Genomic DNA, 24,214 nt, shown 5'->3' on the forward strand with positions numbered 1-24,214 from the left:
ATCTATAACAAAGAAATGTCGGCAACACCCTGCAGCAGCTCTTGTAAACGCTGCAAAAGAGCAAGCCTGTTCCGTTTCAATAATTCGTCTTCCACCATAACCATTACATGATCAAAAAAAGCATCAACGGGTTCTTTAAGACCTGCTAAAAGTTTAAGTAATTCTGTATAATCTGCAGCGATATATAAAGCTTCTACCTTTTTAGTAATTTTATTGAGATGTTCATATAAGGCTTTTTCAGCACCCTCTTCTATAAGTTTCTCATTAACATTTGTTAGCTTATCTGAATCAGTCGCTTGAGCTAATATATTACCTACCCGCTTGCACGCAGCAGATAATGATGCCGCTTCCGGCATGGTAATAAATGACTGTAAGGCCAGTATGCGTTTATCCAAATCATATAACCAATCATCCTGGCGTGCGCGAACCGCATGAACCAAGTCAGCATTTACATTCTGATTTTGATAATAAGACTGAAGTCGCTCAAGAATAAATGTTTTTAATTCAGCAACTAAATTCTTGTCTTGAGGCAGTACATTACCATAATTCGTTATAGCTTCTTTAATTAAGGTGGACAAATTAAGCGGTACCGGTATTGAAATTAATAAACGAACTACTGCCAGTGCATGGCGTCGTAATTTAAAAGGATCCTTCACCCCCGTAGGTTTTTGGCCTATCGCAAAAATACCTACTAAAGTATCAACACGATCTGCGAGAGAAAGCGCCTTACCCAGATCGCTCGAAGGCAAACCATCACCTGCAAATCGAGGCATATATTGCTCAGTCAAAGCTTTGGCAACAACAGAGCCCTCTCCATCATTAAGCGCATAATAATAACCCATAATCCCCTGTAGCTCGGGAAATTCACCAACCATTCCTGTCATTAAATCACATTTGCTTAATAAAGCTGCTTTCTCGGCCAGATTAAGTGATAAATTAAGGCATTGACTTAAATGACTCATCATCGCCCTGATTCGTTGTACCTTATCATACATACTGCCAAGCTTTACCTGAAAAATGACTTGTTCGGTAGAAGGTATATGCGCACTTAAAGGCTGTTTTTTATCTTGTTTAAAGAAAAAGGCGGCATCACTCAATCTCGCCCTCATCACCTTCTCATTTCCTAATACCACTTGCTCTGGGTTAGAACTTGTTATATTAGATACTGTAATAAAATGAGGTAACAATTCACCATCACTGTTTTTTAAAGCGAAACATTTTTGATGGGATTGCATGGAAGCAATCAGAGCCTCCGCCGGAACCTCTAAAAATTCTTGTTCAAAATTTGCAATTAAAGCCTGTGGCCACTCCACAATAGAAGTTACCTCATCAATTAACTCCTCGGGCATAATCGCTGAGGCATCATGGAAAGATGCCAATTGCTGCACCTGTTTAATAATCGTTTGTCGCCTGACATCAAAATCCGCAATAACATAAGCATCCCTCATTTGAGCTTCATAACTATCTGCTGAATTTATGCTGATTTCTTGTGGGTGATGGAACCGATGTCCTCTGCTGTATCGACCTGTTGTAACACCAAAAATGTTGTGTACCAGTATCTCATTTCCATAAAGCATTACTGCCCAATGCACTGGTCTGGCAAATTCATCATCACCCTCACCCCATCGCATGGGTTTCGTTATAGGCAAAGACGCTAAAGATTGACTTACTAATGCGGGTAATAACTCTTTTGTTTTAGTACCCTCACTCTGTGTTTCAAAAACAATCCATTCCCCTTTATCGGTTTGAATTTTAACCAGTGCGTCTACTTCCACACCACAAGACTTTGCAAACCCTAACAATGCAGGTGTTGGTTTGCCTTCATTATCATAAGCTGCAATCACAGCAGGGCCTCGTCGTGTAATTTTCTGACTTTTCTGTTCAGTCTGCAAATCATAAATAACAATAGCCAAACGTCTCGGTGTCGCATATCGTCTTACTTTGCCATAACTTAATTGAGCTTTGTCTAAAGCCGCTAATAGCTGAATAGCAAACTCATTTGCCAAAGGCAAAACAGCGCCTGAAGGGAGCTCTTCACACCCTAATTCAAAAATAAAATCATTGACCATGACACAACACCTTTTGCATAGGGAAACCTAACGATTCACGCGCTTGATAATAAGCTTGAGCGACTGCTCTGGATAGATGCCTTACACGCAAAATATATCTCTGTCTTTCAGTCACTGAAATGGCCTTACGTGCATCCAGCAAATTAAATGAATGAGAAGCTTTTATCACCATTTCGTAAGCTGGGAGAGGTAATTGCAAAGCAATCAGTTTTTGCGCTTCACCTTCATAATAATCAAACTGCCTAAATAATTCCTCAACATTAGCCTGTTCAAAGTTGTATGCTGACATCTCTACTTCATTTTGATGGAAGACATCACCATAGGTCACAATGCCATTAGCCGTTTTACACCAAGGCAAATCAAATAAATTATCTACCCCTAAAACAAACATTGAGATGCGTTCTAAACCATAAGTTAATTCACCCGTTATTGGTTTGCATACAAGCCCGCCGACTTGTTGAAAATAAGTGAATTGAGAAACTTCCATACCATTTTGCCATACTTCCCAGCCCAAACCCCAAGCTCCTAAAGTTGGTGATTCCCAATTGTCCTCAACAAAACGAATGTCATCAAGTAAAGGATCTACTCCAAGCGCTCGCAATGAATCTAAATACTTATCTTGTATATCAATTGGTGATGGTTTTAATACAACCTGAAATTGGTAATAATGTTGAACACGATTTGGATTCTCTCCGTAACGACCATCAGTTGGCCTTCTGGATGGTTGAACATAAGCAGCTGACCAGGGCTCTGGTCCAATAGCTCTCAAAAAGGTTGCCGGATGAAACGTGCCAGCACCAACTTCCAGATCCAAAGGCTGCAAAATAACACAACCAAGTTCAGCCCAATATTGCTGCAAGGTTAATATAATTTCCTGAAAAGTAGTAGGTTTATTCATGAAAGTCTCAAAAAACAAATTTGACCTTTTATAAGGTAAGTTAGTACTAATCCCTCTTTATATCAGGATCTCAACATTCAATTAGAGAATTAATTATTCAGTCCAATAAAACACATTGATTATTAATATTGGGCTTAGCACTAACCTATACCGTAATATTGTCCCAGCTGAGAACAACTGGGATAAATGAGCCTAAGTATTCAAAGGATACTTAATTACCTGCGGATTTCTTGATCAACTCACGCAATGATTGTTCGCTTGTAGCACCAGGTACAAAAGAAGATTCACTGCCTTTTTTATACTGACCATCTGGTGTGGAGCCAATTATAAATGCAGGTGTGCCCATTAAATGTAATTTTTCAGCCAATTGACGATTAGCATCCAATATGTCAGTCACTTCTTTACTGTCCATATCTTTTTTGAGCTTTTGCATATCCAGACCTAAGGATTTGGCAGCATCCATGACAACTTTTTCATCCAAACGTTTGTCCGTTTTAATCAAGGCATTATGCATGGCTTGATATTTACCTTGCATACCTGCAGCAAGAGCAACTCTGGAAGCCAATTCAGAGCTCTTACCAAAGATTGGAAATTCTTTGTATATAACTCGTAATCCACTGTCTTTTTTAACCAGGTTTTCGATAGTGGGCGCCATTTTTTTACAATGAATGCATTGATAATCAAAGAATTCAACCAGTGTCACATTGCCTTTAGGATTACCAATTGTAGTTAATTTGCCTTGAAAAAGTTGTTCAGCATTTTCCTGGATTGCAGATTGAGCTTGTTGCTGCATGTTTTGTTGTTGTTTTTGTTGTAAAGCTTGTGAAGCCTCCAATAATACTTCTGGATTATTAACCAAATAATCATGAATCACTTTTTCAATTTCTTTTTTTTGGGCATCTGACAAAGAGGCGTTGCTTGTATCCGCTGCCATAATTACGGGTGATACTAATGCGGTAGCTAATGCTCCAGCTGTTAATAAATTTGTAAATTTCACACAATTCCCCTTGTTAATAGTTAATTAATGACACCAATTACATTAGACCTTTTGCATAATTGTTGCCTGTTGTTTTATTGATGCGGCGCACATTTGCTACTGGTAAACTCTGCTCCTCAAAATGTATGCACCGTGCATTAAAATAAAATACACCAGTTATGCAAGAGGTCTATTCCGCAGATAACTTTATCAGGAGTTAAATCTGCTCAAAACTCTGTAAAGTATAACAAATTTTCGTTGCCAAACGCACCCTAGCATCCACGGAAAAAAAATTCAATACAACCATGTCTGAAAAAGCGTAGCATAGAAGGAATATGTGAGCATTTTCAGAATTATTTCCGTTCATGATACGCCAAATATGGCTTTTCGGTGAACTGAGCTGAATAGTTACGACTTAAGTCCAGTCTTATAAACATTCAGTTAGATTAGCATAGGCTAAAACCAGCCATTTCACACCTTGTTCATCGAATTTTACTTGGACTCGAGTATGTGCCCCACTACCTTCAATTGCCAGAACGACTCCTTGACCAAATTTAGCATGCTGTACATTTCGTCCAATAGCAATCCCTGCTATCTCTTCGGTTAAAGGTAATTTATTTTTAGTAGTACCAGGTGAATGAAATCGTGTTTTAACTCGTACTTCTTCAAGAAATTGTTGAGGAATTTCTCGTAAAAATCTCGAAGATCTATGATACTCCTCACGGCCATATTGCCTTCTGACTTCAGCATAAGATAAAACCAATTTACGCATGGCTCGTGTCATTCCAACATAGCATAGTCGCCGCTCTTCTTCTAAGCGACCAGGCTCTTCAATAGATTGTCTTCCGGGAAATATTCCTTCTTCCATACCTACCAAAAACACAATGGGAAACTCAAGCCCCTTAGCGGCATGCAAAGTCATTAAATGGACGGATCGCTCATGTTCATCGGCTTGTAATTCCCCTGATTCTAATGAAGCATGAGCAAGAAATGAATTCACTAAAGGTAGTTCATCTTCCTCCTCGTACTCATAACGAAATTGTTTCGCTGCATTGATTAATTCTTGCAAGTTATCCAAGCGTGACTCTGATTTATCTCCTTTAATTTTGCTAAAATGAGCATATAAACCACTATGCTGGATTACATCCGAAATCTGATCATCCAATTCCTTATTAGCGGTCATAACCTGTAACTTTCCGATCAAATCAATAAATTTCGATAATGCTGAACCTGCTCTTTGCGCTAATACTTCCGATTGAAGTATGGCTTTGGATGCGTTCCACAATGAACATTGCTCTGCTCTGGCGTAATGGCGTACCTCGTCCAAAGTTTTTTCACCTAGGCCTCGAGTAGGAAAATTAACCACTCTTTCAAAAGCCGTGTCATCATTTGGATTAACTAACAATCGCAAGTAGGCCAAAGTATCTTTGATCTCTGCCCTATCAAAGAAACGAACTCCCCCATATATTCTATATGCGATGCCTGCTCGTAACAGAGATTCCTCCAAAACACGGGATTGGGCATTTGAACGATATAAAATTGCAATCTCATCAGCACTGGCACCTTGATTCAACTCCATGCCAATTCGTTCAGTAATAAAGCGCGCTTCATCTAATTCATTGAATGCGCTGTATACAAGAATTTTTTCTCCTGAACCGCCTGCAGTCCATAGTTCTTTACCCATACGAGCACTATTGTTGATAATTAAGGCATTCGCTGCATTCAATATCGTCGCTGTTGATCTATAATTTTGTTCAAGCCTTATGATATGGGTATCTTTAAAATCATTAACAAATTGCTGGATGTTTTCCACTTTAGCCCCACGCCAGCCATAAATTGATTGATCATCATCTCCTACTGCCAAAACAGCAGTATGCTCTCCAGCAAGCAAACGAATCCATGCGTATTGAATCGTGTTAGTATCTTGAAACTCATCAACTAAAATAGCCTGGAAGCGTTCGCGATAATGAGAAAGAATCTCTTCATTATCTCGGAGCAACTCATGAGTTCGTAATAATAACTCAGCGAAGTCTATTACTCCTGATGTTTGGCAAACCTCTTCATATGTTTTATAAATTGAAACCAAAGTTTTCGTTGGACCATAGTGTAGAGTATTAATATGTTGGGGACGTAAACCTTCGTCCTTTTTGCCATTAATAAATGCTTGAGCTTGTTTGACTTGCCATTGTTCTGGATCAAGATTAAGCGAAAGAATAACGCGCTTAATAACACGTGCCTGGTCTTCTGAATCCAGGATATGAAACTGCTCTGGAAGATTAGCTTCTTTATAATGACGGCGTAATAATCGATGACACAATCCGTGAAAAGTACCAACCCATAAACCAAAGATAGGTGTTGAAAGCATGTTGCTCAGCCTTGTCCTCATTTCACCGGCTGCTTTATTTGTAAAGGTAACTGCCAGTATGGAATGAGGAGAAAGATGTTGTTCTTCAATTAACCAGGCAATACGGCTCACTAGTACTCGCGTTTTCCCGCTGCCTGCACCAGCTAAAACCAGCATGTTACCTAATGGAGAAGTTACAGCCTTATGTTGCCTTTCGTTTAATCCCTTGAGAAGCGCTGCCACGGTCATAGAATATTTCCAACAGAAAAAGTGTAAGTATTATCTTCAATTTAACCTGTAATGCAAAGATATAATCAATTCCGTAAAAAATATAAAAATTCTTCGATAATATATTGATAAAACCTGCACAAGTATTGCTTTCGAACTAATCGAAGCGCAAAATACAGTTATTTTTTAAACCATCTTAAAATTATTATAATACAATGACATTATGATAAAGGACTAAAATGCATACCCTCTACCCTGCAATTAAACCTTACACACAACATGAATTAAAGGTTAGTAAACTGCATACGCTTTATTTGGAAGAAACTGGAAATCCTGAAGGCATACCGGTTATTGTACTGCATCATGGTCCAGGAGCTGAGGCAGATCCACATCTAAGACGTTTCTTTGATCCGCAACGATATCGAATGATTCTATTTGATCAACGCGGTTGTGGTCGCTCCACTCCACATTTGGAAATCAATGAAAACAAAACACAGCATTTAATCGAAGACATCGATGTTATTAGAGATTATCTAGGATTGAGAGAATTTGTATTATCTGGTGGTGGATGGGGTTCCCTATTAGCATTACTCTATGCACAAAAATTTCCTCAACAAATTAAGGCACTACTTCTTCACCAAATATTTTTAGGCCGACAGAAGGACATTGATTGGTTCTATAAGCATGGGGCTAGTCTCGTTTATCCTGATTATTGGGAAGAATTCATCAACTCTATTCCTGAAAACAAGCTTGCTAATATTCCAAAATACTATGCGGAATGTCTGCAAGGTGCTAATGAATTAGCTCGAATGGCTGCTGCAAAAAACTGGGCACTTTGGCAAGCCAGATGCAGTAGTTTACAACCTCATTTATATGTTATTGATCAATATAGTGACCCTCATTTTGCCCTGGCATTAGCTACACTCGAGTCCTATTACATTATTAATCATTACTTTATTGAAGAAAACCAGGTCATGGACAATGTCCATAAAATAAGGCACATTCCTACCTACATTGTCCATGGTCGATTTGACTTGGTTAGTCCTTTATCCAGTGCGTGGGAACTACACCAGGCCATCCCTGCCTCTAACCTCAGAATTGTTAGAGACGCTGGACATTCGGATAGAGAGTCAGGGATTGTCGATGCACTCATTTATGCCAGTAAGGAAATCTCGAAACAAGGTCTTGATGCATGTTAACAGTGATACAAAGAGTTAAAGAAGCTCGCGTTGATATTAATGACCAAACAGTTGGCCAAATAAATCATGGTCTACTCATACTCTGTGGTTTTGAGCCCAATGATTCCCTTGAAAATATCAATCGCATGCTGGATAAATGCATCAATTATCGTATATTTGAAGACCAGAACGGAAAAATGAACCTCAGTTTAAAGGATGTCAACGGGGGATTGCTATTAGTACCACAATTCACGCTGATGGCGGATACACAAAAGGGACTCCGCCCAAGTTTTTCAAACGCAGCACCCTCAGAATTTGGGCGGCAACTTTTTGATAATTTATTAACACTTGCCCAACAGCGCTACCCAAACACTCAAAACGGATGTTTTGGTGCTAATATGCAAGTATATTTATGTAATGATGGCCCAGTAACCTTTTTGTTACAATTTTAATTACCTGCATTAAGTCTTTTACATAATCCATATATTTTGTTTTAGAACAGGATATATGTATTTCGACAAGCTGCATGGACATAGTTGAACAGCACAAATGCTTACAACCTTGCCAGAAAGCAGGCTATTCAATAGATTTCTTCAGAAAATCGCTGTGTTGAATGAAGGCCAGGAGAAGAGAAGCGTAGAACTGGAGTGTAATCATCAGTACATGGGACTTGAGTTCTGCACCAACCAAGCAAGCCACCCACTATAGTTACTGAAGAAGTCTATTGTCAATATCAAAGCTCTTGTTTGCAAGAACTAAAAACTGGTGTAACATCGTTTTAAGTATCTAATAAATAGAATAATTATGCGCCTAATCTTAATGTTGTCTGGTCTTATTGGGTCCTTTATTTTAACAAGCTGTGCACATAAAGGAACAAATCCAGTAGATCCTTTTGAACCCTTTAATCGTAAAGTACACAACTTCAATATGGCATTTGATGCTACCGTATTAAAACCTCCAGCCAAATTGTATAAGGCTGTAGTACCTGGATTTGTAAGGAAAGGAGTAAATAATGCCTTCAATAATCTGGATATGTTCCCCACTATTGCTAGTGATATCCTACAAGCAGAAGGAAAATGGGTAATTAAGGACAGTTGGAGACTCTTCATCAACTCAACTATCGGTGTGGCTGGACTGTTTGACGTAGCGGAAAAATTTGGTTTGCCACCTCATTATAATGATCTGGGTCTAACACTTGCCAAATGGGGAGATAAAAAATCACCTTATCTTGTAATACCATTTTTAGGTCCTAGCACTCTCCGGGATGGGGCTGGATGGCTATTCCAGTTTGCTCTCTGGAGTCCTTATGTTTACATTGATGATGCTGGTCTGGTTTATGGTTTAATTGGATTGCGTTATATTGACTTAAGAACACAGTTATTTAGCTCAGAGCCCTTGCTGAATGAAGCTTTGGATAAATACACCTTCATCAGAGACGCCTACTTGCAGCATAGAAATTACCTTATTGCTGGTACTGAACAAGATACCGGAACACTCTTTGTAGAGGATGCCGGAGCAAATAAAACAACAATGCAACAAACAAAAGTACCCAATAGCCAGTTAGGCTCTGACTATGTTGAGGAATAAAGCAGCGGGCTTTATCTAATAAAATAACCACAAGTTTTGTGTATCCCGAGGACAACCCTCGGGACAAGTCCTGTGGAATTATCGTAATCGTTCACGCCCCTGTTAAAATATAGTTTTTTTAAAGTTAGCGTTAACTGATTTATTCGGTTAATTATGCCATTTGATATTATCCTGTTGATACTGGATGTGGAGGTCATTACACATCCGCTTCCTTACGGTCCCGGCTCGGTTTTGCGTCATTATAATCCGAGCCGCGACCGTAAGGAAGCGGATATAGTTGGCACGTAGAATAACCAGTTATGCTGCACACCATATGTTTGGTATCTGATGCAGAAAATGCTGCGGAAACTAAAGTAAACACAACTGTTCAAGACATTTCAAATAATCACCGGCTATATTTAACCCCGTTTCAGCAGCAATTTCTTGAATACAAGTTGGGCTGGTCACGTTAATCTCTGTTAAATAATCACCAATGACATCGATACCCACAAAATACAGCCCTCTTTCTCTTAACTCTGGGCCTATTTGTTCACAAATCCATCTATCTCTTGCGGTAATAGGAACTACTTCACCTTTTGCGCCCGCAGCCAAGTTTCCTCGAAGATCTCCTTTTGCTGGAATGCGAGCCAAGGCAAAAGGCACAGGTTCTCCATTGATTAAAAGAATTCGCTTATCTCCTGATGTCGTTATCTCAGGAATATAACGTTGAGCCATAATGCACTTTGTCTGTCCCTTGGTTAATACCTCCAAAATAACTGCTAAATTTTTACCCTCTTTATCAACATAAAAAACGGAACTGCCCCCCATTCCTTCAAGAGGTTTAAAAATAACTTGTTGATGAGCCCGCCAAAATTCTTTTAATTTCTGAAAATCTTTTGATACAAGAGTCGGTGGACAACATTGAGGGAAATTTAATGTAAAGAATTTCTCATTAGCATCACGTAAACTTTGCGGCTTATTCGCTACTAATACACCATCCTGTTCAGCTAGATCCAAAGCATAGGTTGCATAAATATACTCCATGTCAAAGGGTGGATCTTTACGCATCAGAATAATATCGAAATCACTTAATGATTTATTACCTAAATCCTTGGCCTTAGCCCAATCCACGCTATGCTCATCCCCAATCCTAATATCATGAACATGTGCATAAGCATGTCCGTCACTGCAATACAATTCATTTGGAGTAAAGTAGGCACATGACCAACCCAAGTTCTGCGCACTTTTAATCATGGCGACAGTAGAGTCTTTATAGGGTTTTATTAGATGTAATGGATCCATGAGAACTGCTAGTTTCATCATTCGCCTCCGATTGCTGCAATTTCACGCGCCGCTGCCAAGGCAGCTAATCGAGCAATCACCCCATATACGTAGAAACGATTGGTATAATCTACTACTTCCAAATCATCACAAGGCATATTACAAGCTTGTGCAAAAGCCAAAGGCTCAAAATGCATTCCCGGAGCATTGAGATTTTCATCAATGCCTTTGCTCTTGTGAACGCGATAAAACCCACCCACTACAAATTGACCTATCATATATACTACCGGTTCTGCCACTGAACCATCAGGCATGGTTTCGAACGTGTAAACTCCTTCCTGAATAATTACCCTGTCTACTTTTCTGCTTCCTTTACTGGTGGACATTCTGGTCCGTTGTTTTCTATTCAATTGCCTAATTTCATTTCCATCATGCACCATCATAACACTCATGCCATAAGTGCCATTGTCCGCTTTCACTACAACGAAGGGTCTGTCTTCTATTCCATAAGTAGCGTATTTATCATGTATTAATGATAATATTTTATCCACTTCCTGAGCCAGGTGTTCAACTCCTTCCTGAGCCATAAAATCCACACCTTCTATAGCACTAAAGTAAGGATTAATAAACCATGAGTCGATACTCACCAAATCAGAAAATTCATTGGCTACTTCTTCAAAAAATTGAAAATGACTCGACTTCAAACGAGAAGCCCAACCTAATTTGGCTGTAGGCCTAATGCGTTGTTGTATACCCTCTAATATTTCGGGAACACCAGAAGACAGATCATTATTTAAAAGCAAAAAGCAAGGATTGAAATCATCCAGCCCTATCTTGTCACCCTGCCTTTGTAAGGGTTCGATTAATAAAGTTTCACCGTGTTCCAGGTGTATTTCCTTTGGCTCTGTCAACTCTGGATCTAAACTGCCTATTCGTACTATAAAGCCTGCTTTAATAAAAATGTTTTTTAATACATTTAGGCTCTGCAGGTAATATTTATTTCGCGTATGACTTTCTGGAAGAATCAAAATTTTAGTGCAATCTGGTATATATTCTGTCAACGCTGATTGGGCTGCTTGTATGCACAAAGGGAGAAATTCTGGATTCAAGTTGTTAAAACCGGCTGGGAATAAATTGGTATCAACAGGAGCCAGTTTAAATCCCGCATGTCGTAAATCTACAGACGAAGTTAAAGGAGCTGGTGTTTCCTGCCATTTTTTCCTAAACCAGAATTCTATTTCGGCCAGCTTATTTAAAATTATTTTCTCCACATGATGCAAAGGACCAGAATGAGCGGTAGTCAAATGTGGAACGGGGATTTCATTCGTGTTCATCCATACTCCCTAAATTTTAAAATCAATCGATGTTACCTATGTTATTCATAAAATGAAAGTATTTATATGTTCTTAACAATTATTGCTGACATCATTTATGTATAAGGCCATTACCATTTTATCCATCTTTACTATTGAGGTGATGGATCAGAATTACTGGGTATATTGGAACTAATTTAAACCAATATAAAATTTAAAGTCTAAATTTCTATGTCGTTATTTTCCACTTAAAATGGCATAATGAGTGAAAAATCATTGTTCTAAATATCTTTTATGCTTTACCGAAAAACCATCAAAGCAACCGTTCTGCTTATTCTTTTAGGATTCATCTGGGGATCAGGATATACTTTAGCAAAATTTGCAATGACTAATGGTGTTACCCCTTTGGGCTATGCCTTTTGGCAATCATTAGGTCCTGCTGTGTTATTAACTATTGTCAGTTTCCTCACAAAACAAACCAATTCATTACACCCTGTTTATTGGCCATATTTTTTTATTTGCGGGTTAATAGGTATCGCCATTCCCAATACCAATATGTATTTTATTGCCAGCCATATCCCTGCCGGATTGCTAGCGGTGTTGGTTAACACTGTCCCGTTATTAGTCTATCCTTTAGCCCTTCTGTCCGGCCAAGAAAAAATTGATGGATGGCGCTTTCTGGCTTTGTTACTCGGTATGGGAGGGATACTCGCAATTATTGGAATAAACACTACAGGAATTTATTCTAGTTGGACTTTATTGGCTATGCTCAGCCCTCTTGGCTTTGCTGTTTGCTCAATTTATATAGGAGCCAAACAACCTAAGGAAATCAACGCACTCCAGGCAGCTTGTGGCATGTTATTAGCAGCATCACTGCTGTTAATACCACTTGTTCTCAATCAGAATGCATTTTATTCTCTCTCAGCACCGTTTACACTTGTAAAACAAATTGTCATCCTGGAGATTATTTTGTCCAGTTTAGGATATTTTCTTTTCTTTATTCTTATCCGAATGGCAGGACCTGTTTTTTATAGTTTAACCGGTGGTGTTGTCGCATTAACTGGCTTATTCTGGGGATACCTGGTTTTTGATGAAACTCCATCCTCCATACAGAGCCTGGCAATTGCTTTAGTGGTTTCTGCTATTTTTCTGTTATCATGGAGACAGTCAAGACAAACTCAAGGAGCCTGATTCATGCTCAATGAATTAGCAAAACAATTCAGTACACAAATTCAAACATTTTTTTATTTAATTATGTTAATTAATGGTCTTTTGCATTTTATCTTTGCCGGAGCGGTGGCCCGGGACGCAGGAAGTCTCTACAGATTAGGTCAAAAACCAGTTTTAGTTTCTGCTCCTACCTGGGCATTTGCAACTTTAATTGGTGGAGTAATTACTGCGACCATTTACTGGTTACTTCACCACTCTACCTTAACCAGACCAGCCATGAGAGAAACTCGTTATGACAAAGCATAATATCAAAACCATAGACGTTCATGAATTAAAACGTCAAATGGATGATCAAAAAAATTTGAATTTGATTGACGTACGTGAACTGGATGAATGGGAAACTATGCACATACATGGAGCCCTCCTTATTCCTAAGGATCGCATTCTATTAGAAATTCAAACCAGGATACCGAACAAAGACGAACCAATCTATTTACATTGCCGAAGTGGAGTAAGATCATTATATGCTGCACAGTGTTTAATAGGCTTAGGATACTCCGAAGTTTATTCCGTGGACGGTGGAATCATGGCTTGGGCAATGAGTGGCTATCCAGTAGAGCAAGAGTCCTATACCCCTTCGTAAATGAAGAGGTATAAGATGTCAGTGAAGCAATTAGTGTAACCCATTGGATATATTCTGTCCGTTATCTGGTGCTTTTGAATCTTTGCTTGGTGTACCACTAAACATACCCCCCAAGAGACTTTTGGAGTGTTTCGGCTTTTGTTGCAACGCATGCAGTTCTTCAGCAGCAACAATAATTTCATCTCTTAATCGATATACTCTTCCAGCTAATTCACGAATATCCTGAACAACCGAATATTTCTTAAGTGAGGCAGACGAGTGGTTCTTAAATGAGAAAGGCTGCTGCTCCAAATAACCTTTCCTTGGATCGCCTTTATTATAAACGTGAGAACGCAAGAATTTCTCTAAAGTGGAATACATATCCGCGAGATCTTCCCGATTAGGATTATTATCTTTTGTTAACTCAAGTGATATAGTAAGTGACTTATAGAAATCACTGTTTTCAGGCGAAGTGTATTTGTAAGTTGCTGCAATCTGGTCCCGGATATAGTAGGCTATCGCATTTAATACACGGGCTTTTTCCTCAGTTGGCTTGGATGAATTATCCAGTAGTGAGATGGTTGTTAACAGGGTTAGTACCTGAGGTTGTCTCTCTTCGGAAACCTCTTTCACCGATTCTTCTAATTTATCCTCGATGATTTTGGCTTTTTCGTTATGAGACTTGATTAACGTGATAATACTTTCCTTGATACTCCCTTTTAATTTTTCATATGCGACCAAATCAAACGACATCATTTTCTCCTTAAACTCCATGAACAGGACTAGTGAAATACTTTCACCGAAGCTCAGTTTAAACTAATTATTTCTTTTCGTCATGCTTTTTCTTTTTACTATTTAATTAATTTTCAATCTATTGATTTTAATAAAAAATTTAATGATTTTGGCGCTATTGACCACCTTAATAATACTTCTTTTCGGTATAGATTTGTGCCCTTTAAGACATAGTAAAAAAACTAAGGCAAGAAAATGCCTTTTATTTTGCGAAATGAATGTTATCTCATAAAGCTTGTCCTCAGCGAAAGCGGGGATGTGTAGCATTGATATGGGACCCACTCCAAAATAGTCTGGTTCGATATCAAAAAAATAGCATCATTTTTTGATATCGAACTCCATTAGAATAAGGGACTCCATTATACATCTGAACTCCCAACGCAAGAGTTATAATCTGGACATGCTGACAATTCATCCCTCTGATTTAATTAAACACATTTATTTATTGTTTTTATAAAATATTTGATTTAATTTACGCATCAACTTGCCTTATTAAAGTGGTTTCTAAAATGAGAAAAATAGCTGGCGGAATTCTTCTATTCTTATCTACCCTAATTTGCTATGCCGATCCCTCTCAACCAAAGCTAATTCTACAAATAGTTGTCGATCAATTGCGTGGCGATTTAATTTATCGCTACCACAAGCAATTTGGACCTTCTGGTTTTAACTATTTACTGGCACATGGCCTGGATTACCATAATGCCCATCACCCACATGCCAACACAACAACCTGTGCGGGGCACAGCACCATTGCGACAGGAAGCTACCCCTCTTTGCACGGTATCGTTGATAATGACTGGTATGATAGAAAAACAAGACAACTAAAGTACTGCATGGAAGATCAGCAGGCCAGAATTTTACCAACCTTGCACACCCATAACGAAATGTCAGGTCGCTCACCGCGGAATCTTAAACCATCCACATTAAGCGATGAGATTATTTTAGCAAAAAAAGGGAAGGCTTTTGCCGTATCATTAAAGGACAGAGCGGCAATCACTCTGGCTGGGCATGCAGGAAAAGCGTTTTGGTTTGATAAAACTAATGGGGGGTTTATTACAAGCAATTATTATTATTCCAGTTATCCTTTATGGGTAGACAACTGGAATAAAAATTATCACCCCAAAGCATATGACTGGAACCTTGCTCAAGATAAATCATTCTATCAGAATGCTGATACGCCTCCATTTCGCCATAATTATGGCAGCTTTGGCCAAACTTTTCCCCATCATGTAACAAATCCCCCATCTGAAGAATATTTCAAATCGCTTTCCAGAACACCTAAAGCAGACGAACTTACTGCAGATTTTGCTGAACAGCTGTTAGTCAATGAAAAATTAGGTCAAACAGCTGGTCAAACGGATTACCTGGCAATTAGCTTTTCCGCAGTAGACGCTATTGGTCATCAATTTGGACCTAACAGCCTGGAGGCTGAAGATAATTTAATAGCTCTGGATAACACATTGAGTCTACTCTTTAAAATTATTGATAAGGAAGTTGGGCTTAACAATACTTTAATTATACTCACAGCCGACCATGGCGTCAGTGACGGCCCATCTTATCTTAAATCTCATAAAATACCGGAAATTAAACCAATCAATATTGAAGCTACTGGAGAGTTTATCAAACAGTTATTATTCAAGCGTTTCAATCTTCCTTCACAAACCTTAATGTCAATAACCCCTCCTTTTGTATACCTTGACCATCAAATTATAAAGGAAAAAAATTTGAGTATTGCCGAGATCAGTCTTTACATTGCAGAAGAGATTAGCCTTCTTCCAGGAATATTTAAAGCCTATCCATTACCAATACGTGATATTGAAAAAGATTGGCTCAGTGCAAAAGTAGATCGCATGTCCTATACCTATCGTGCAGGTGATATATATATTGTACAACCTCCATACCAAAGTCATGGCGCAAAAAGCGAAGATCGAGTCGCTCATGGTAGTCCATGGCAATACGATACCTATGTACCTCTATTATTTGTCCATCCCAGCTTAAAGCCCAAGCGCATATTTCGGCAGGTATTTACAACAGATATTGCCCCAACATTATCATCGTTGTTACTGATTAAACCACCCGCGGCAGCTGTTGGACAACCCTTATTTGAAGTGTTACATATCTTTCATAAGGATGTGACCTTGGATTAAGATGTCAAAAGAACAGGTCTTTTCCACACAGGTAGAATCCATTTCTAATCGGACTAAAGGACTATTAGAGAAATGATTCCCCTCCTGCATAGGGACAACAAGGTCTCCTTTGGAAATTAATTGTTCTTACATCAATTCAAGGCTATAACCTTTCATAAGACCGGAGAGAATGATTGAATTTTAACTAAAAAAACTTTACTATTCGTACAAAATTTTTAATGAACACATCATGACAAAGCAAGCGATTATTATAGGGATCTCCGGTCCCTCAGCATCCGGAAAAAGCTTATTAGCAAATACTATAGTGAATGAATTAGGCTCCGAACAAGTTGTCGTTATCTCTGAGGATGCCTATTATAAAGACAACGGGCACTTACCTTTTCCCGAAAGAGAAAAAATAAATTACGATCATCCTGACTCTTTCGACCATGCTCTACTCTATGATCATCTTCGCCAATTAAGAGTTGGTAATGCGGTTCACATTCCAATTTATTCTCACTCCAAACATCTACGCTTACCCGAAACAAGAACAGTAGGTCAGCATGCCATTATTGTACTGGAAGGGATTCTGCTTTTCAGCGATAAAGCTCTGCGTGAAATTATGGATATTCGTATATTCATGTCGACTCCTCTTGATGTATGTCTGACTCGGCGTCTAAAAAGAGATGTTGTAGAAAGACATAGATCTTTTGAATCAGTAATTCATCAATATGAAACTACAGTGCGCCCGATGTATTTACAATTTATAGAACCATCAAGCCGCTATGCTGATATAATAGTGCCGCGAGGTGGTGAAAACAGAATAGCTATAGAGATGATTCAAGCTAAAATGCGAGAATTATTAGCCTCACACACCAGAGGGAGTTGATATTTTATTACTACTTTAAAAGCAAGCAAAAAGAAAATGCAATTTTAGTCTAGGATCGAAGAAATACTCACTTCGCCCTACTAAATTAAAAATAATGGGAGGAGGTAATATTGTGGGATTTTTAACTGGAAAGAAAGCACTTATTGTTGGACTAGCAAGCAATAGATCTATTGCGTACGGTATTGCTAAAGCATTTCATACTCAAGGTGCTGAACTAGCTTTTACTTATCAAAATGAAAAATTACAATCACGTGTAGAAACAATGGCGGCAGAGTTCAATTCCACTCTAACCTTTCCGTGTGATGTCGCAAGTGACGAGGAAATAAAATCAGTATTTGATGATTTGCGCAATCACTGGGATAAATTAGATATCTTGGTTCATTCTGTAGCTTATGCTCCCGCAGATCAAATTAGTGGTGATTTTTTGGAATGTGCGAATAGAGAAGGATTTAAAATCGCTCATGATATTAGTGCTTACAGCTTAATAGGGCTATCTCAAGCAGCATTGCCTATGATGGTTGACACACAAGGCTCAATTTTAACGTTAAGCTATTATGGTGCAGAAAAAGCTGTGCCCAATTACAATGTCATGGGCGTAGCCAAAGCAAGCCTGGAAGCTTCTGTTCGATATCTTGCAGCAAGTCTAGGTTCAAGAGGACTACGAATCAACGCGATATCAGCGGGCCCTATTAAAACATTAGCAGCTGCAGGAATTAAAGATTTTCGTAAAATCCATGCTGCTTACGCTAATATTACACCTTTACAAAGAAATGTGACTGCAGATGAAGTTGGAAATACTGCGGCATTTTTATGTTCTGATCTTGCTTCTGGTATCACTGGTGAGGTAGTACACGTTGATGCAGGCTATCATGCTGTATCAACTATGAGTGAATTAGGGTAGTTTAATTCCAGCTTGGGGGAAATATCTCCTTCTGTTTCCCCAAGTATTTATTATAAATTATGTTGGCATAAAATAACCCTAAGCCGATACTCATTTATTGCTGACTAAAAAGTTTTTGACACAGAATTCTGGAATTTGAAGATCAGAATAAAAAATCCCATTCTGGAATGACTCTTTTGATTTCGTAGTGGCTTCATCCAAACCGTAGTGAGGTCACTTTTGATATTGCTGATGTCTTGCTATTAAACTGAGCGTCGCAATCCACCTGATAATAACCTATTGAATTATCATGATCATTATCATTTCCAGTCTGTTTATATACAGGTTGGCGTTGATTATATCCGATGAAGTTAATTACCTGACTATGCTGAGAATGATGAGTAATAGAACTAATTATCAACTATTTAAATAAAACCAGATCTTTACATTGGTAACTATTATATTTATTAATTATGGGTTTTGTTTGGATTATATTTGGGTTGGTAAAATACAGAAAATTCCATTGTTGAGTAAATATAGGTAAAGCTCAAAATATGACGTTAAAAGAACAATAAACTTTAAACTTCCTTCTTCGATTGATAGAGGCTAGCTTTAGGTGACTCAAAATGGTACTGAGGAGCATAATATATTTCAGTATAAATTTCGTTGTTATTATCCCCTAGCACCTTTCTGAAACAATCCTGATGGTGATTTAGTAAATTGGGAGTTAAAGCCATACTTACTGCCCACCTGTAACTTCTAATTCCTTGTTATCTTGGCGCGATTAAGCAAATTATTAATATACAAATCATAATCCATCATTCCATAGCTGGCTTCAATTTGTTGTATTAAACTGTCTCTTTGTTCCTGATCTAAAGAACTTAACTTTCCATCATTAATACGCTTTAGCTTAACAACAACATAGTCGCCATTATCCAAAATCACACCGTCGCGACTTTCTGGGCGTAATAAATTAAATGCCAAGTCATTAATTAAAGAATTGGATTTATCACTGTCTCTGGAAGCTTGTGCTATAGAGTGCCATTCAAGCTGATTATCATTGATTAACGCTTGCTGTTGTTTATCCTCTACCGGGTGTAGCAAACTGGTGCCAATTTCTTTTGCTTTTGCATCGGCATATTGTTTTGCAAGTATTTTTTCAATTTGATCTCGTACCTCAACCAAGGTTTGTTCTTTTGAAGGAATGTGTTTATTTACCCGTAGAACCATTACTGAGTCATTATCAAGCTGTATAGGTTCACTATTATTTCCTAACTCCAAAACATCATTACTAAATGCTGCATGGATAACCTGTTTATTTTTGGTAATAGATTGTTTGCCTCCATGGCGAGAAAAAGGCTCTGTATGCTGTATTTTCAGATTCAGAGAATCTGACACTGGGTCTAGTGAATCAGGAGTCTGGTAACTTAAATCTGTTAATTGCTCCAAAGCCTGGGCATATTTAGCCTGAGCCATATCACTTAATAATTGATCTTTAATAACAGATTCTACTTGTGACAAGGATTTTGTTGTAACCGGTTTATACGCAATTAATTTAAAAATTTCATAGCCGTATTTTGTTTTTGCTGGAATTGAAATTTGCCCTGGCTCTGTTAAATTAGATAACACTCTATCATATTCATTCTGACCTCCTGTGACCCAAGGAAGAATTCCTTTGTTTGATATTGATAACTTATCATCTGATTTAGAAACAACCAATTTATCAAACTGCTCAGGATGTTTTTGCAAATCGGAGTACACTTCATCGGCCTTTTGCTTAATTACATCCTCTTCCTCTTTAGTGGCATTTTCAGGAATAGCAAATAAAATGTGAGCAACCTGCCATTGGGCTGGTGTCAAATAATTGCTCTTATTTTCTTCATAATAATTTTTGATTTCTTCATCTGAAATTTTGATTTGCGATTTGATATCATGCATAGACAAAAGTACGTAATCTAACACTACTTGTTCAGGAGTCATGAATTTTTTGCGATTCTGCTTATAATAATCTTCAATATTCTTTTGAGACACTTTAGCTTGTTGCTCAAAACGTGCCGAAGGAACTGTCAAATACTCATAATCTCTGGTTTGCATATATAATCGAACAAACCGTTTTATTTCATCAGACAGGGCGAACGATGTTCCCATAAATGCAAAGCGTTGTTGATTCAGGAGCATCCCTTGTCTTACTTCATTTTGAAAGGTCTCAGGAGTAAATAATGCGCCACTCAAAGCTTGTTGATAACGTTGAGCTGAAAAATGTCCATCTTCTTGAAATTGAGGAATATTTACTATAGCTGCATTTGCTTGATTTAGACTAACTTCAAATCCAAACTTTCGGGCAGCTTGAATACTAACCTCATTTGTTATCATTTGATTAATTACTTGATTTTGCAGATTCTTTTCATCAACAGCAGTCATTTGTGGTAAATCTTGTTGAGCTCGTGTACGTCTGTAGTTAGTTTCAAATGCTTGCATAGTAATTGGTTTATCATTCACCACTACCTTTGCATTGGATATTTGTCGAGATTGAAAATAATAATCAACACCAAAAAGTGTAAAAGTAATAGCAATTAATATAATAACCAACCACGCTACAACACCCTGAATGTGTTCATTTAACTTCTGCAACATGTCCCGAGATCCATTTTTGATATTAACAAAGCCTGATGAAAGCGATTGTACCATAAGTTGATAAAAAAAACGCGCCTTGCAGCGCGTTTATCTGGCGGAGTGGACGGGGCTCGAACCCGCGACCCCCGGCGTGACAGGCCGGTATTCTGACCAACTGAACTACCACTCCATTTCTTGGTGGGTGCTGTAGGGATCGAACCTACGACCCTCGCCTTGTAAGGGCGATGCTCTCCCAGCTGAGCTAAGCACCCTGAAAACTTAAGCTTGTTGTACTGCTTCTTTCAGATTTTTACCTGCTTTAAACTTGGCTACCCGTGACGCTTTGATTTGGATGGTTTTTCCAGTCTGCGGATTTCTGCCAGTACGTGCTGAACGATTACCTGTTGAAAAAGAACCAAATCCAGGTATTACAACTTGATCGCCTTTCTTTAAGACATCAGTTACAGTAGCCATAAAAGTTTCAAGAACTCTGCTTGCGTCAGCTTTGGTCAAACCTGAACCGCTTGCTATAGCATCAACTAATTCACTCTTATTCATCTTTTCCCCTTTACAGTTAATCATCCATATTCCGGAGCTGATTTAAACAGATTCAACTGCTCCAGTCAAGTTCGTACATCCTTGCAGAGCCCGCCACCAGCGGGCTACGTAAAGAAATATACTCTGTATTAATGAGCGTGTAAATCATTATTTTTAATTTTTTTTGATCTTTTACTCAATACAGGACCAGGTTGTGCATTTGTTGTCCCTTCTACCCAAGGATTGCCTTCTAGAGCCAGTTCCAGAACCTGTTCGATAGTCTTAACAGGATGAATCGTGAGCTTTCTTAATATATTGTCAGGGATTTCTTCAAGGTCTTTTACGTTCTCCTCGGGAATAATGACATGCTTAATGCCACCACGGTGTGCTGCCAATAATTTTTCTTTTAATCCACCAATCGGGAGAACCTGCCCGCGTAGAGTAATTTCGCCTGTCATCGCCACATCAGCCTTAACCGGGATTTGAGTCACTATAGAAACTAATACAGTACACATTCCTATACCCGCACTTGGGCCATCCTTAGGTGTTGCTCCTTCTGGAACATGGACATGAAAATCATGTTTTTCATAAAAATCATCAGACAGTCCAAATGCCTTGGCACGACTTCTAACCACAGTCATTGCAGCATGTATCGACTCCTGCATAACTTCGCCTAGCTGGCCAGTATGAGTTACTTTCCCCTTACCTGGCATTATGGATGCCTCAATTGTTAAGAGTTCACCACCAACACTTGTCCACGCCAGGCCAGTTACTTGACCAATCTGGTTATACTGTTCAGCCAAGCCATAACGATATTTTTTAACTCCTAAATACTTTGTAATATTACTGACTGTTATGCTGATTGTTCTGCTTTTCTTACCTTTTTTGCCTGAGAGTATTTCTTTAACAACTTTTCTGCATATACTTGCTATATCCCTTTCAAGATTGCGCACCCCAGCTTCACGTGTGTAGTAGCGAATAATATCCCTGATAGCGCCTTCGCTGATATGGATTTCTTCATTTGTTAATCCATTCAATAGAATCTGTTTCGGCACTAAGTATTTTTCAGCGATACTGACCTTTTCGTCTTCCGTGTATCCTGGTAATCGAATAACTTCCATTCTATCTAATAATGGCGCTGGGATTTCGAGTGAATTAGCGGTAGCAATAAACATGACATCGCTCAAATCATAATCTACTTCCAGGTAATGATCGCTAAACGTATGATTTTGTTCTGGGTCTAATACTTCTAATAATGCAGACGCCGGATCACCTCGAAAATCCATAGCCATTTTATCCACTTCGTCTAACATGATAAGAGGATTTTTAACTCCTGCCTTACATAATTTTTGAATAATTTTACCGGGCATTGACCCTATATAGGTTCTTCTGTGGCCACGAATCTCAGCTTCGTCCCTCACTCCACCCAAAGCAATGCGTATGAAAGTTCTTCCTGTAGCATTGGCGATTGACTGTCCAAGAGATGTCTTACCTACTCCAGGAGGTCCAACCAAACATAAAATGGGTCCCTTCATTCTTTTTACTCTTTGTTGGACAGCAAGGTATTCAATAATACGTTCTTTGACCCGTTCAAGACCATGGTGCTCTTTATCAAGCAATTTTTCTGCTTTCAATAGATCAAATTGAATTTTAGTTCGCTTTTTCCATGGAACCATCAACATCCAATCAAGATAATTCCGAATAACGGTGGCTTCAGCAGACATTGGAGACATCATTTTTAATTTATGCAATTCTGCTAATGCCTTTTCTTTGGCTTCTTTTGGCATTCCAGCTTTTTTGATTGAATTTTCAAGTTGTTCAATCTCATTGCCTTCCTCGCCCATCTCGCCTAATTCTTTTTGAATAGCCTTGATTTGTTCATTTAGGTAATATTCTCTTTGGCTCTTTTCCATTTGGCGCTTGACCCGACCTCTTACACGCTTCTCCACATGCAATAGATCAATTTCATTTTCAATTGCAGCCATTAATTTCTCGAGCCGAGTTCCCACATCCATGGTTTCAAGTAATTCTTGTTTGTCATCCACTTTAAGAGTTAAGTGAGCAGCAACAGTATCGGCCAAGCGACCTGGTTCTTCTATACTTGCTAATGGAGATAGAACTTCTGGGGGAATTTTTTTATTGAGTTTTATATATTGCTCGAATTGCGACATCAGCGATCGCATTAGAATTCCAATTTCCTGCTCTTGTATCGTTGAACTTACGTCCTCAATTGGGTCAAGAGTAGCTTCAAGGTATCCCTTATCTTGGTTATAGTCCTTAACACGAGCACGCTGCTCGCCTTCCACAAGAACTTTTACGGTACCATCGGGTAACTTCAGTAATTGCAAAACACTGGATACTGTTCCCACTTGATAGATATCTTCTGGGCCAGGATCATCATGTGCCGATTTACGCTGAGCGACTAAAAAAATTTGTTTATTATCAATCATCGCAGCTTCAAGAGCTTTTATCGATTTTCCCCGACCTACAAAGAGTGGTATAACCATATGAGGGTATACCACCACATCCCTTAACGGTAGTACAGGCAAGGTTGAAGTTTTCACAGTCTCATTTGATATCATTTCATTTTCATTAGACATAATGACCCTTATTCAAAGGAAAAATTCTGAGTTATAATTTCGTATCTTGTTACTTACGAGTATACAGATATTGGAGCTAGTGAACAATTCGTAAAATGAGAGTTAAGCTATTGATATTCAAAAAACAGAAAT

19 protein-coding genes and 2 tRNA genes are annotated in these 24,214 nt (G+C 38.5%); 9 read left to right on the top strand and 12 right to left on the bottom strand.

Annotated elements, in window-relative coordinates; all coding sequences use genetic code 11:
- Positions 1-2: 2 nt before the first annotated feature.
- The 4 genes from glyS to uvrD form a co-directional block, all read right to left on the bottom strand.
- Positions 3-2,069 (bottom strand): glycine--tRNA ligase subunit beta, encoded by a 2,067-nt coding sequence (gene glyS / locus ACZ5EK_RS09640; RefSeq protein WP_464429301.1) that lies wholly within the window; start codon positions 2,067-2,069, stop codon positions 3-5.
- Positions 2,059-2,967 carry a glycine--tRNA ligase subunit alpha gene (glyQ, locus tag ACZ5EK_RS09645; RefSeq protein ID WP_464429302.1) on the bottom strand — a complete coding sequence of 303 codons (909 nt, stop codon included), beginning with the start codon at positions 2,965-2,967 and terminating at the stop codon, positions 2,059-2,061. The genes glyS and glyQ overlap by 11 nt, the downstream gene beginning before the upstream one ends.
- 211 nt (positions 2,968-3,178) lie before the next feature.
- Positions 3,179-3,964 (bottom strand): DsbA family protein, encoded by a 786-nt coding sequence (locus tag ACZ5EK_RS09650; RefSeq protein ID WP_464429303.1) that lies wholly within the window; start codon positions 3,962-3,964, stop codon positions 3,179-3,181.
- A 406-nt stretch (positions 3,965-4,370) separates the two neighbouring features.
- Entirely contained in the window at positions 4,371-6,536 is a 2,166-nt protein-coding gene (uvrD, locus tag ACZ5EK_RS09655) for a DNA helicase II (RefSeq protein WP_464429304.1), read from the bottom strand.
- 218 nt (positions 6,537-6,754) lie between these two features.
- Here uvrD and pip point away from each other — a divergent pair, with 218 nt between their 5' ends.
- The 3 genes from pip to ACZ5EK_RS09670 all read left to right on the top strand — a co-directional run bounded on the left by pip (position 6,755) and on the right by ACZ5EK_RS09670 (position 9,280).
- Positions 6,755-7,714 (top strand): prolyl aminopeptidase, encoded by a 960-nt coding sequence (gene pip, locus ACZ5EK_RS09660; RefSeq protein WP_464429305.1) that lies wholly within the window; start codon positions 6,755-6,757, stop codon positions 7,712-7,714.
- Entirely contained in the window at positions 7,708-8,145 is a 438-nt protein-coding gene (dtd, locus tag ACZ5EK_RS09665) for a D-aminoacyl-tRNA deacylase (protein WP_464429306.1), read from the top strand. The genes pip and dtd overlap by 7 nt, the downstream gene beginning before the upstream one ends.
- 352 nt (positions 8,146-8,497) lie before the next feature.
- Entirely contained in the window at positions 8,498-9,280 is a 783-nt protein-coding gene (locus ACZ5EK_RS09670; RefSeq protein WP_464429307.1) for an MlaA family lipoprotein, read from the top strand.
- 348 nt (positions 9,281-9,628) lie between these two features.
- On the opposite strand, the gene gshB is transcribed toward ACZ5EK_RS09670, so the two are convergent.
- The gene (gshB, locus tag ACZ5EK_RS09675) at positions 9,629-10,579 is read right to left on the bottom strand and encodes a glutathione synthase (protein ID WP_464432482.1); all 951 of its coding nucleotides are present in this window, start codon (positions 10,577-10,579) and stop codon (positions 9,629-9,631) included.
- The gene (gene gshA / locus ACZ5EK_RS09680) at positions 10,579-11,874 is read right to left on the bottom strand and encodes a glutamate--cysteine ligase (protein WP_464429308.1); all 1,296 of its coding nucleotides are present in this window, start codon (positions 11,872-11,874) and stop codon (positions 10,579-10,581) included. The genes gshB and gshA overlap by 1 nt, the downstream gene beginning before the upstream one ends.
- A 273-nt stretch (positions 11,875-12,147) precedes the next feature.
- On the opposite strand from gshA, the gene ACZ5EK_RS09685 reads away from it, so the two are divergent.
- Genes ACZ5EK_RS09685 through ACZ5EK_RS09695 form a run of 3 tightly spaced genes read left to right on the top strand, consistent with a single transcriptional unit; the run spans position 12,148 to position 13,666 of the window.
- The gene (locus ACZ5EK_RS09685) at positions 12,148-13,044 is read left to right on the top strand and encodes a DMT family transporter (protein ID WP_464429309.1); all 897 of its coding nucleotides are present in this window, start codon (positions 12,148-12,150) and stop codon (positions 13,042-13,044) included.
- A gap of 3 nt (positions 13,045-13,047) precedes the next feature.
- A complete protein-coding gene (locus tag ACZ5EK_RS09690) occupies positions 13,048-13,329 on the top strand; it encodes a hypothetical protein (protein WP_464429310.1) in 282 nt (93 codons plus the stop codon).
- Positions 13,316-13,666 (top strand): rhodanese-like domain-containing protein, encoded by a 351-nt coding sequence (locus ACZ5EK_RS09695; protein ID WP_464429311.1) that lies wholly within the window; start codon positions 13,316-13,318, stop codon positions 13,664-13,666. The genes ACZ5EK_RS09690 and ACZ5EK_RS09695 overlap by 14 nt, the downstream gene beginning before the upstream one ends.
- A gap of 30 nt (positions 13,667-13,696) precedes the next feature.
- Here the strand turns inward: ACZ5EK_RS09695 and ACZ5EK_RS09700 are convergent, their stop codons facing one another.
- Positions 13,697-14,401, bottom strand: coding sequence for a Dot/Icm T4SS effector Lem14 (locus ACZ5EK_RS09700; RefSeq protein WP_464429312.1), 705 nt, complete (start codon positions 14,399-14,401; stop codon positions 13,697-13,699).
- Positions 14,402-14,946: 545 nt separating this feature from the next.
- Here ACZ5EK_RS09700 and ACZ5EK_RS09705 point away from each other — a divergent pair.
- The 3 genes from ACZ5EK_RS09705 to ACZ5EK_RS09715 all read left to right on the top strand — a co-directional run bounded on the left by ACZ5EK_RS09705 (position 14,947) and on the right by ACZ5EK_RS09715 (position 18,353).
- Complete coding sequence (locus ACZ5EK_RS09705; RefSeq protein WP_464429313.1) at positions 14,947-16,584, top strand: alkaline phosphatase family protein; 1,638 nt, start codon at positions 14,947-14,949, stop codon at positions 16,582-16,584.
- Positions 16,585-16,813: 229 nt separating this feature from the next.
- Entirely contained in the window at positions 16,814-17,452 is a 639-nt protein-coding gene (udk, locus tag ACZ5EK_RS09710) for a uridine kinase (RefSeq protein ID WP_464429314.1), read from the top strand.
- A 94-nt stretch (positions 17,453-17,546) separates the two neighbouring features.
- Complete coding sequence (locus tag ACZ5EK_RS09715) at positions 17,547-18,353, top strand: enoyl-ACP reductase FabI (protein WP_464429315.1); 807 nt, start codon at positions 17,547-17,549, stop codon at positions 18,351-18,353.
- A gap of 738 nt (positions 18,354-19,091) precedes the next feature.
- On the opposite strand, the gene ACZ5EK_RS09720 is transcribed toward ACZ5EK_RS09715, so the two are convergent.
- From ACZ5EK_RS09720 to lon, 5 genes are all read right to left on the bottom strand, one after another.
- On the bottom strand, positions 19,092-20,966 hold the full coding sequence (locus tag ACZ5EK_RS09720; RefSeq protein ID WP_464429316.1) for a SurA N-terminal domain-containing protein: 1,875 nt from the start codon (positions 20,964-20,966) through the stop codon (positions 19,092-19,094).
- 92 nt (positions 20,967-21,058) lie between these two features.
- Positions 21,059-21,135: transfer RNA gene (locus ACZ5EK_RS09725), tRNA-Asp, on the bottom strand.
- 6 nt (positions 21,136-21,141) lie between these two features.
- Positions 21,142-21,217: transfer RNA gene (locus tag ACZ5EK_RS09730), tRNA-Val, on the bottom strand.
- A gap of 7 nt (positions 21,218-21,224) precedes the next feature.
- Positions 21,225-21,503, bottom strand: coding sequence for an HU family DNA-binding protein (locus tag ACZ5EK_RS09735; protein ID WP_011214112.1), 279 nt, complete (start codon positions 21,501-21,503; stop codon positions 21,225-21,227).
- Between the two features lie 128 nt (positions 21,504-21,631).
- Positions 21,632-24,082 (bottom strand): endopeptidase La, encoded by a 2,451-nt coding sequence (lon, locus tag ACZ5EK_RS09740; protein ID WP_464429317.1) that lies wholly within the window; start codon positions 24,080-24,082, stop codon positions 21,632-21,634.
- Positions 24,083-24,214: the final 132 nt, after the last annotated feature.

Source organism: Legionella sp. JM-2024, assembly GCF_055389095.1.

What these genes read in the sequence shown, in the direction of transcription:
- ACZ5EK_RS09705 (WP_464429313.1), top strand. Translation starts at nt 14,947, where the DNA reads ATGAGAAAAATAGCTGGCGGAATTCTTCTATTCTTATCTACCCTAATT.
- ACZ5EK_RS09685 (WP_464429309.1), top strand. Translation starts at nt 12,148, where the DNA reads ATGCTTTACCGAAAAACCATCAAAGCAACCGTTCTGCTTATTCTTTTA.
- udk (WP_464429314.1), top strand. Translation starts at nt 16,814, where the DNA reads ATGACAAAGCAAGCGATTATTATAGGGATCTCCGGTCCCTCAGCATCC.
- glyQ (WP_464429302.1), bottom strand. Translation starts at nt 2,967, where the DNA reads ATGAATAAACCTACTACTTTTCAGGAAATTATATTAACCTTGCAGCAA.
- ACZ5EK_RS09720 (WP_464429316.1), bottom strand. Translation starts at nt 20,966, where the DNA reads ATGTTGCAGAAGTTAAATGAACACATTCAGGGTGTTGTAGCGTGGTTG.
- ACZ5EK_RS09715 (WP_464429315.1), top strand. Translation starts at nt 17,547, where the DNA reads ATGGGAGGAGGTAATATTGTGGGATTTTTAACTGGAAAGAAAGCACTT.
- ACZ5EK_RS09670 (WP_464429307.1), top strand. Translation starts at nt 8,498, where the DNA reads ATGCGCCTAATCTTAATGTTGTCTGGTCTTATTGGGTCCTTTATTTTA.
- ACZ5EK_RS09690 (WP_464429310.1), top strand. Translation starts at nt 13,048, where the DNA reads ATGCTCAATGAATTAGCAAAACAATTCAGTACACAAATTCAAACATTT.
- uvrD (WP_464429304.1), bottom strand. Translation starts at nt 6,536, where the DNA reads ATGACCGTGGCAGCGCTTCTCAAGGGATTAAACGAAAGGCAACATAAG.
- lon (WP_464429317.1), bottom strand. Translation starts at nt 24,082, where the DNA reads ATGTCTAATGAAAATGAAATGATATCAAATGAGACTGTGAAAACTTCA.
- dtd (WP_464429306.1), top strand. Translation starts at nt 7,708, where the DNA reads ATGTTAACAGTGATACAAAGAGTTAAAGAAGCTCGCGTTGATATTAAT.
- gshB (WP_464432482.1), bottom strand. Translation starts at nt 10,579, where the DNA reads ATGAAACTAGCAGTTCTCATGGATCCATTACATCTAATAAAACCCTAT.
- gshA (WP_464429308.1), bottom strand. Translation starts at nt 11,874, where the DNA reads ATGAACACGAATGAAATCCCCGTTCCACATTTGACTACCGCTCATTCT.
- ACZ5EK_RS09695 (WP_464429311.1), top strand. Translation starts at nt 13,316, where the DNA reads ATGACAAAGCATAATATCAAAACCATAGACGTTCATGAATTAAAACGT.
- pip (WP_464429305.1), top strand. Translation starts at nt 6,755, where the DNA reads ATGCATACCCTCTACCCTGCAATTAAACCTTACACACAACATGAATTA.
- ACZ5EK_RS09700 (WP_464429312.1), bottom strand. Translation starts at nt 14,401, where the DNA reads ATGATGTCGTTTGATTTGGTCGCATATGAAAAATTAAAAGGGAGTATC.
- glyS (WP_464429301.1), bottom strand. Translation starts at nt 2,069, where the DNA reads ATGGTCAATGATTTTATTTTTGAATTAGGGTGTGAAGAGCTCCCTTCA.
- ACZ5EK_RS09735 (WP_011214112.1), bottom strand. Translation starts at nt 21,503, where the DNA reads ATGAATAAGAGTGAATTAGTTGATGCTATAGCAAGCGGTTCAGGTTTG.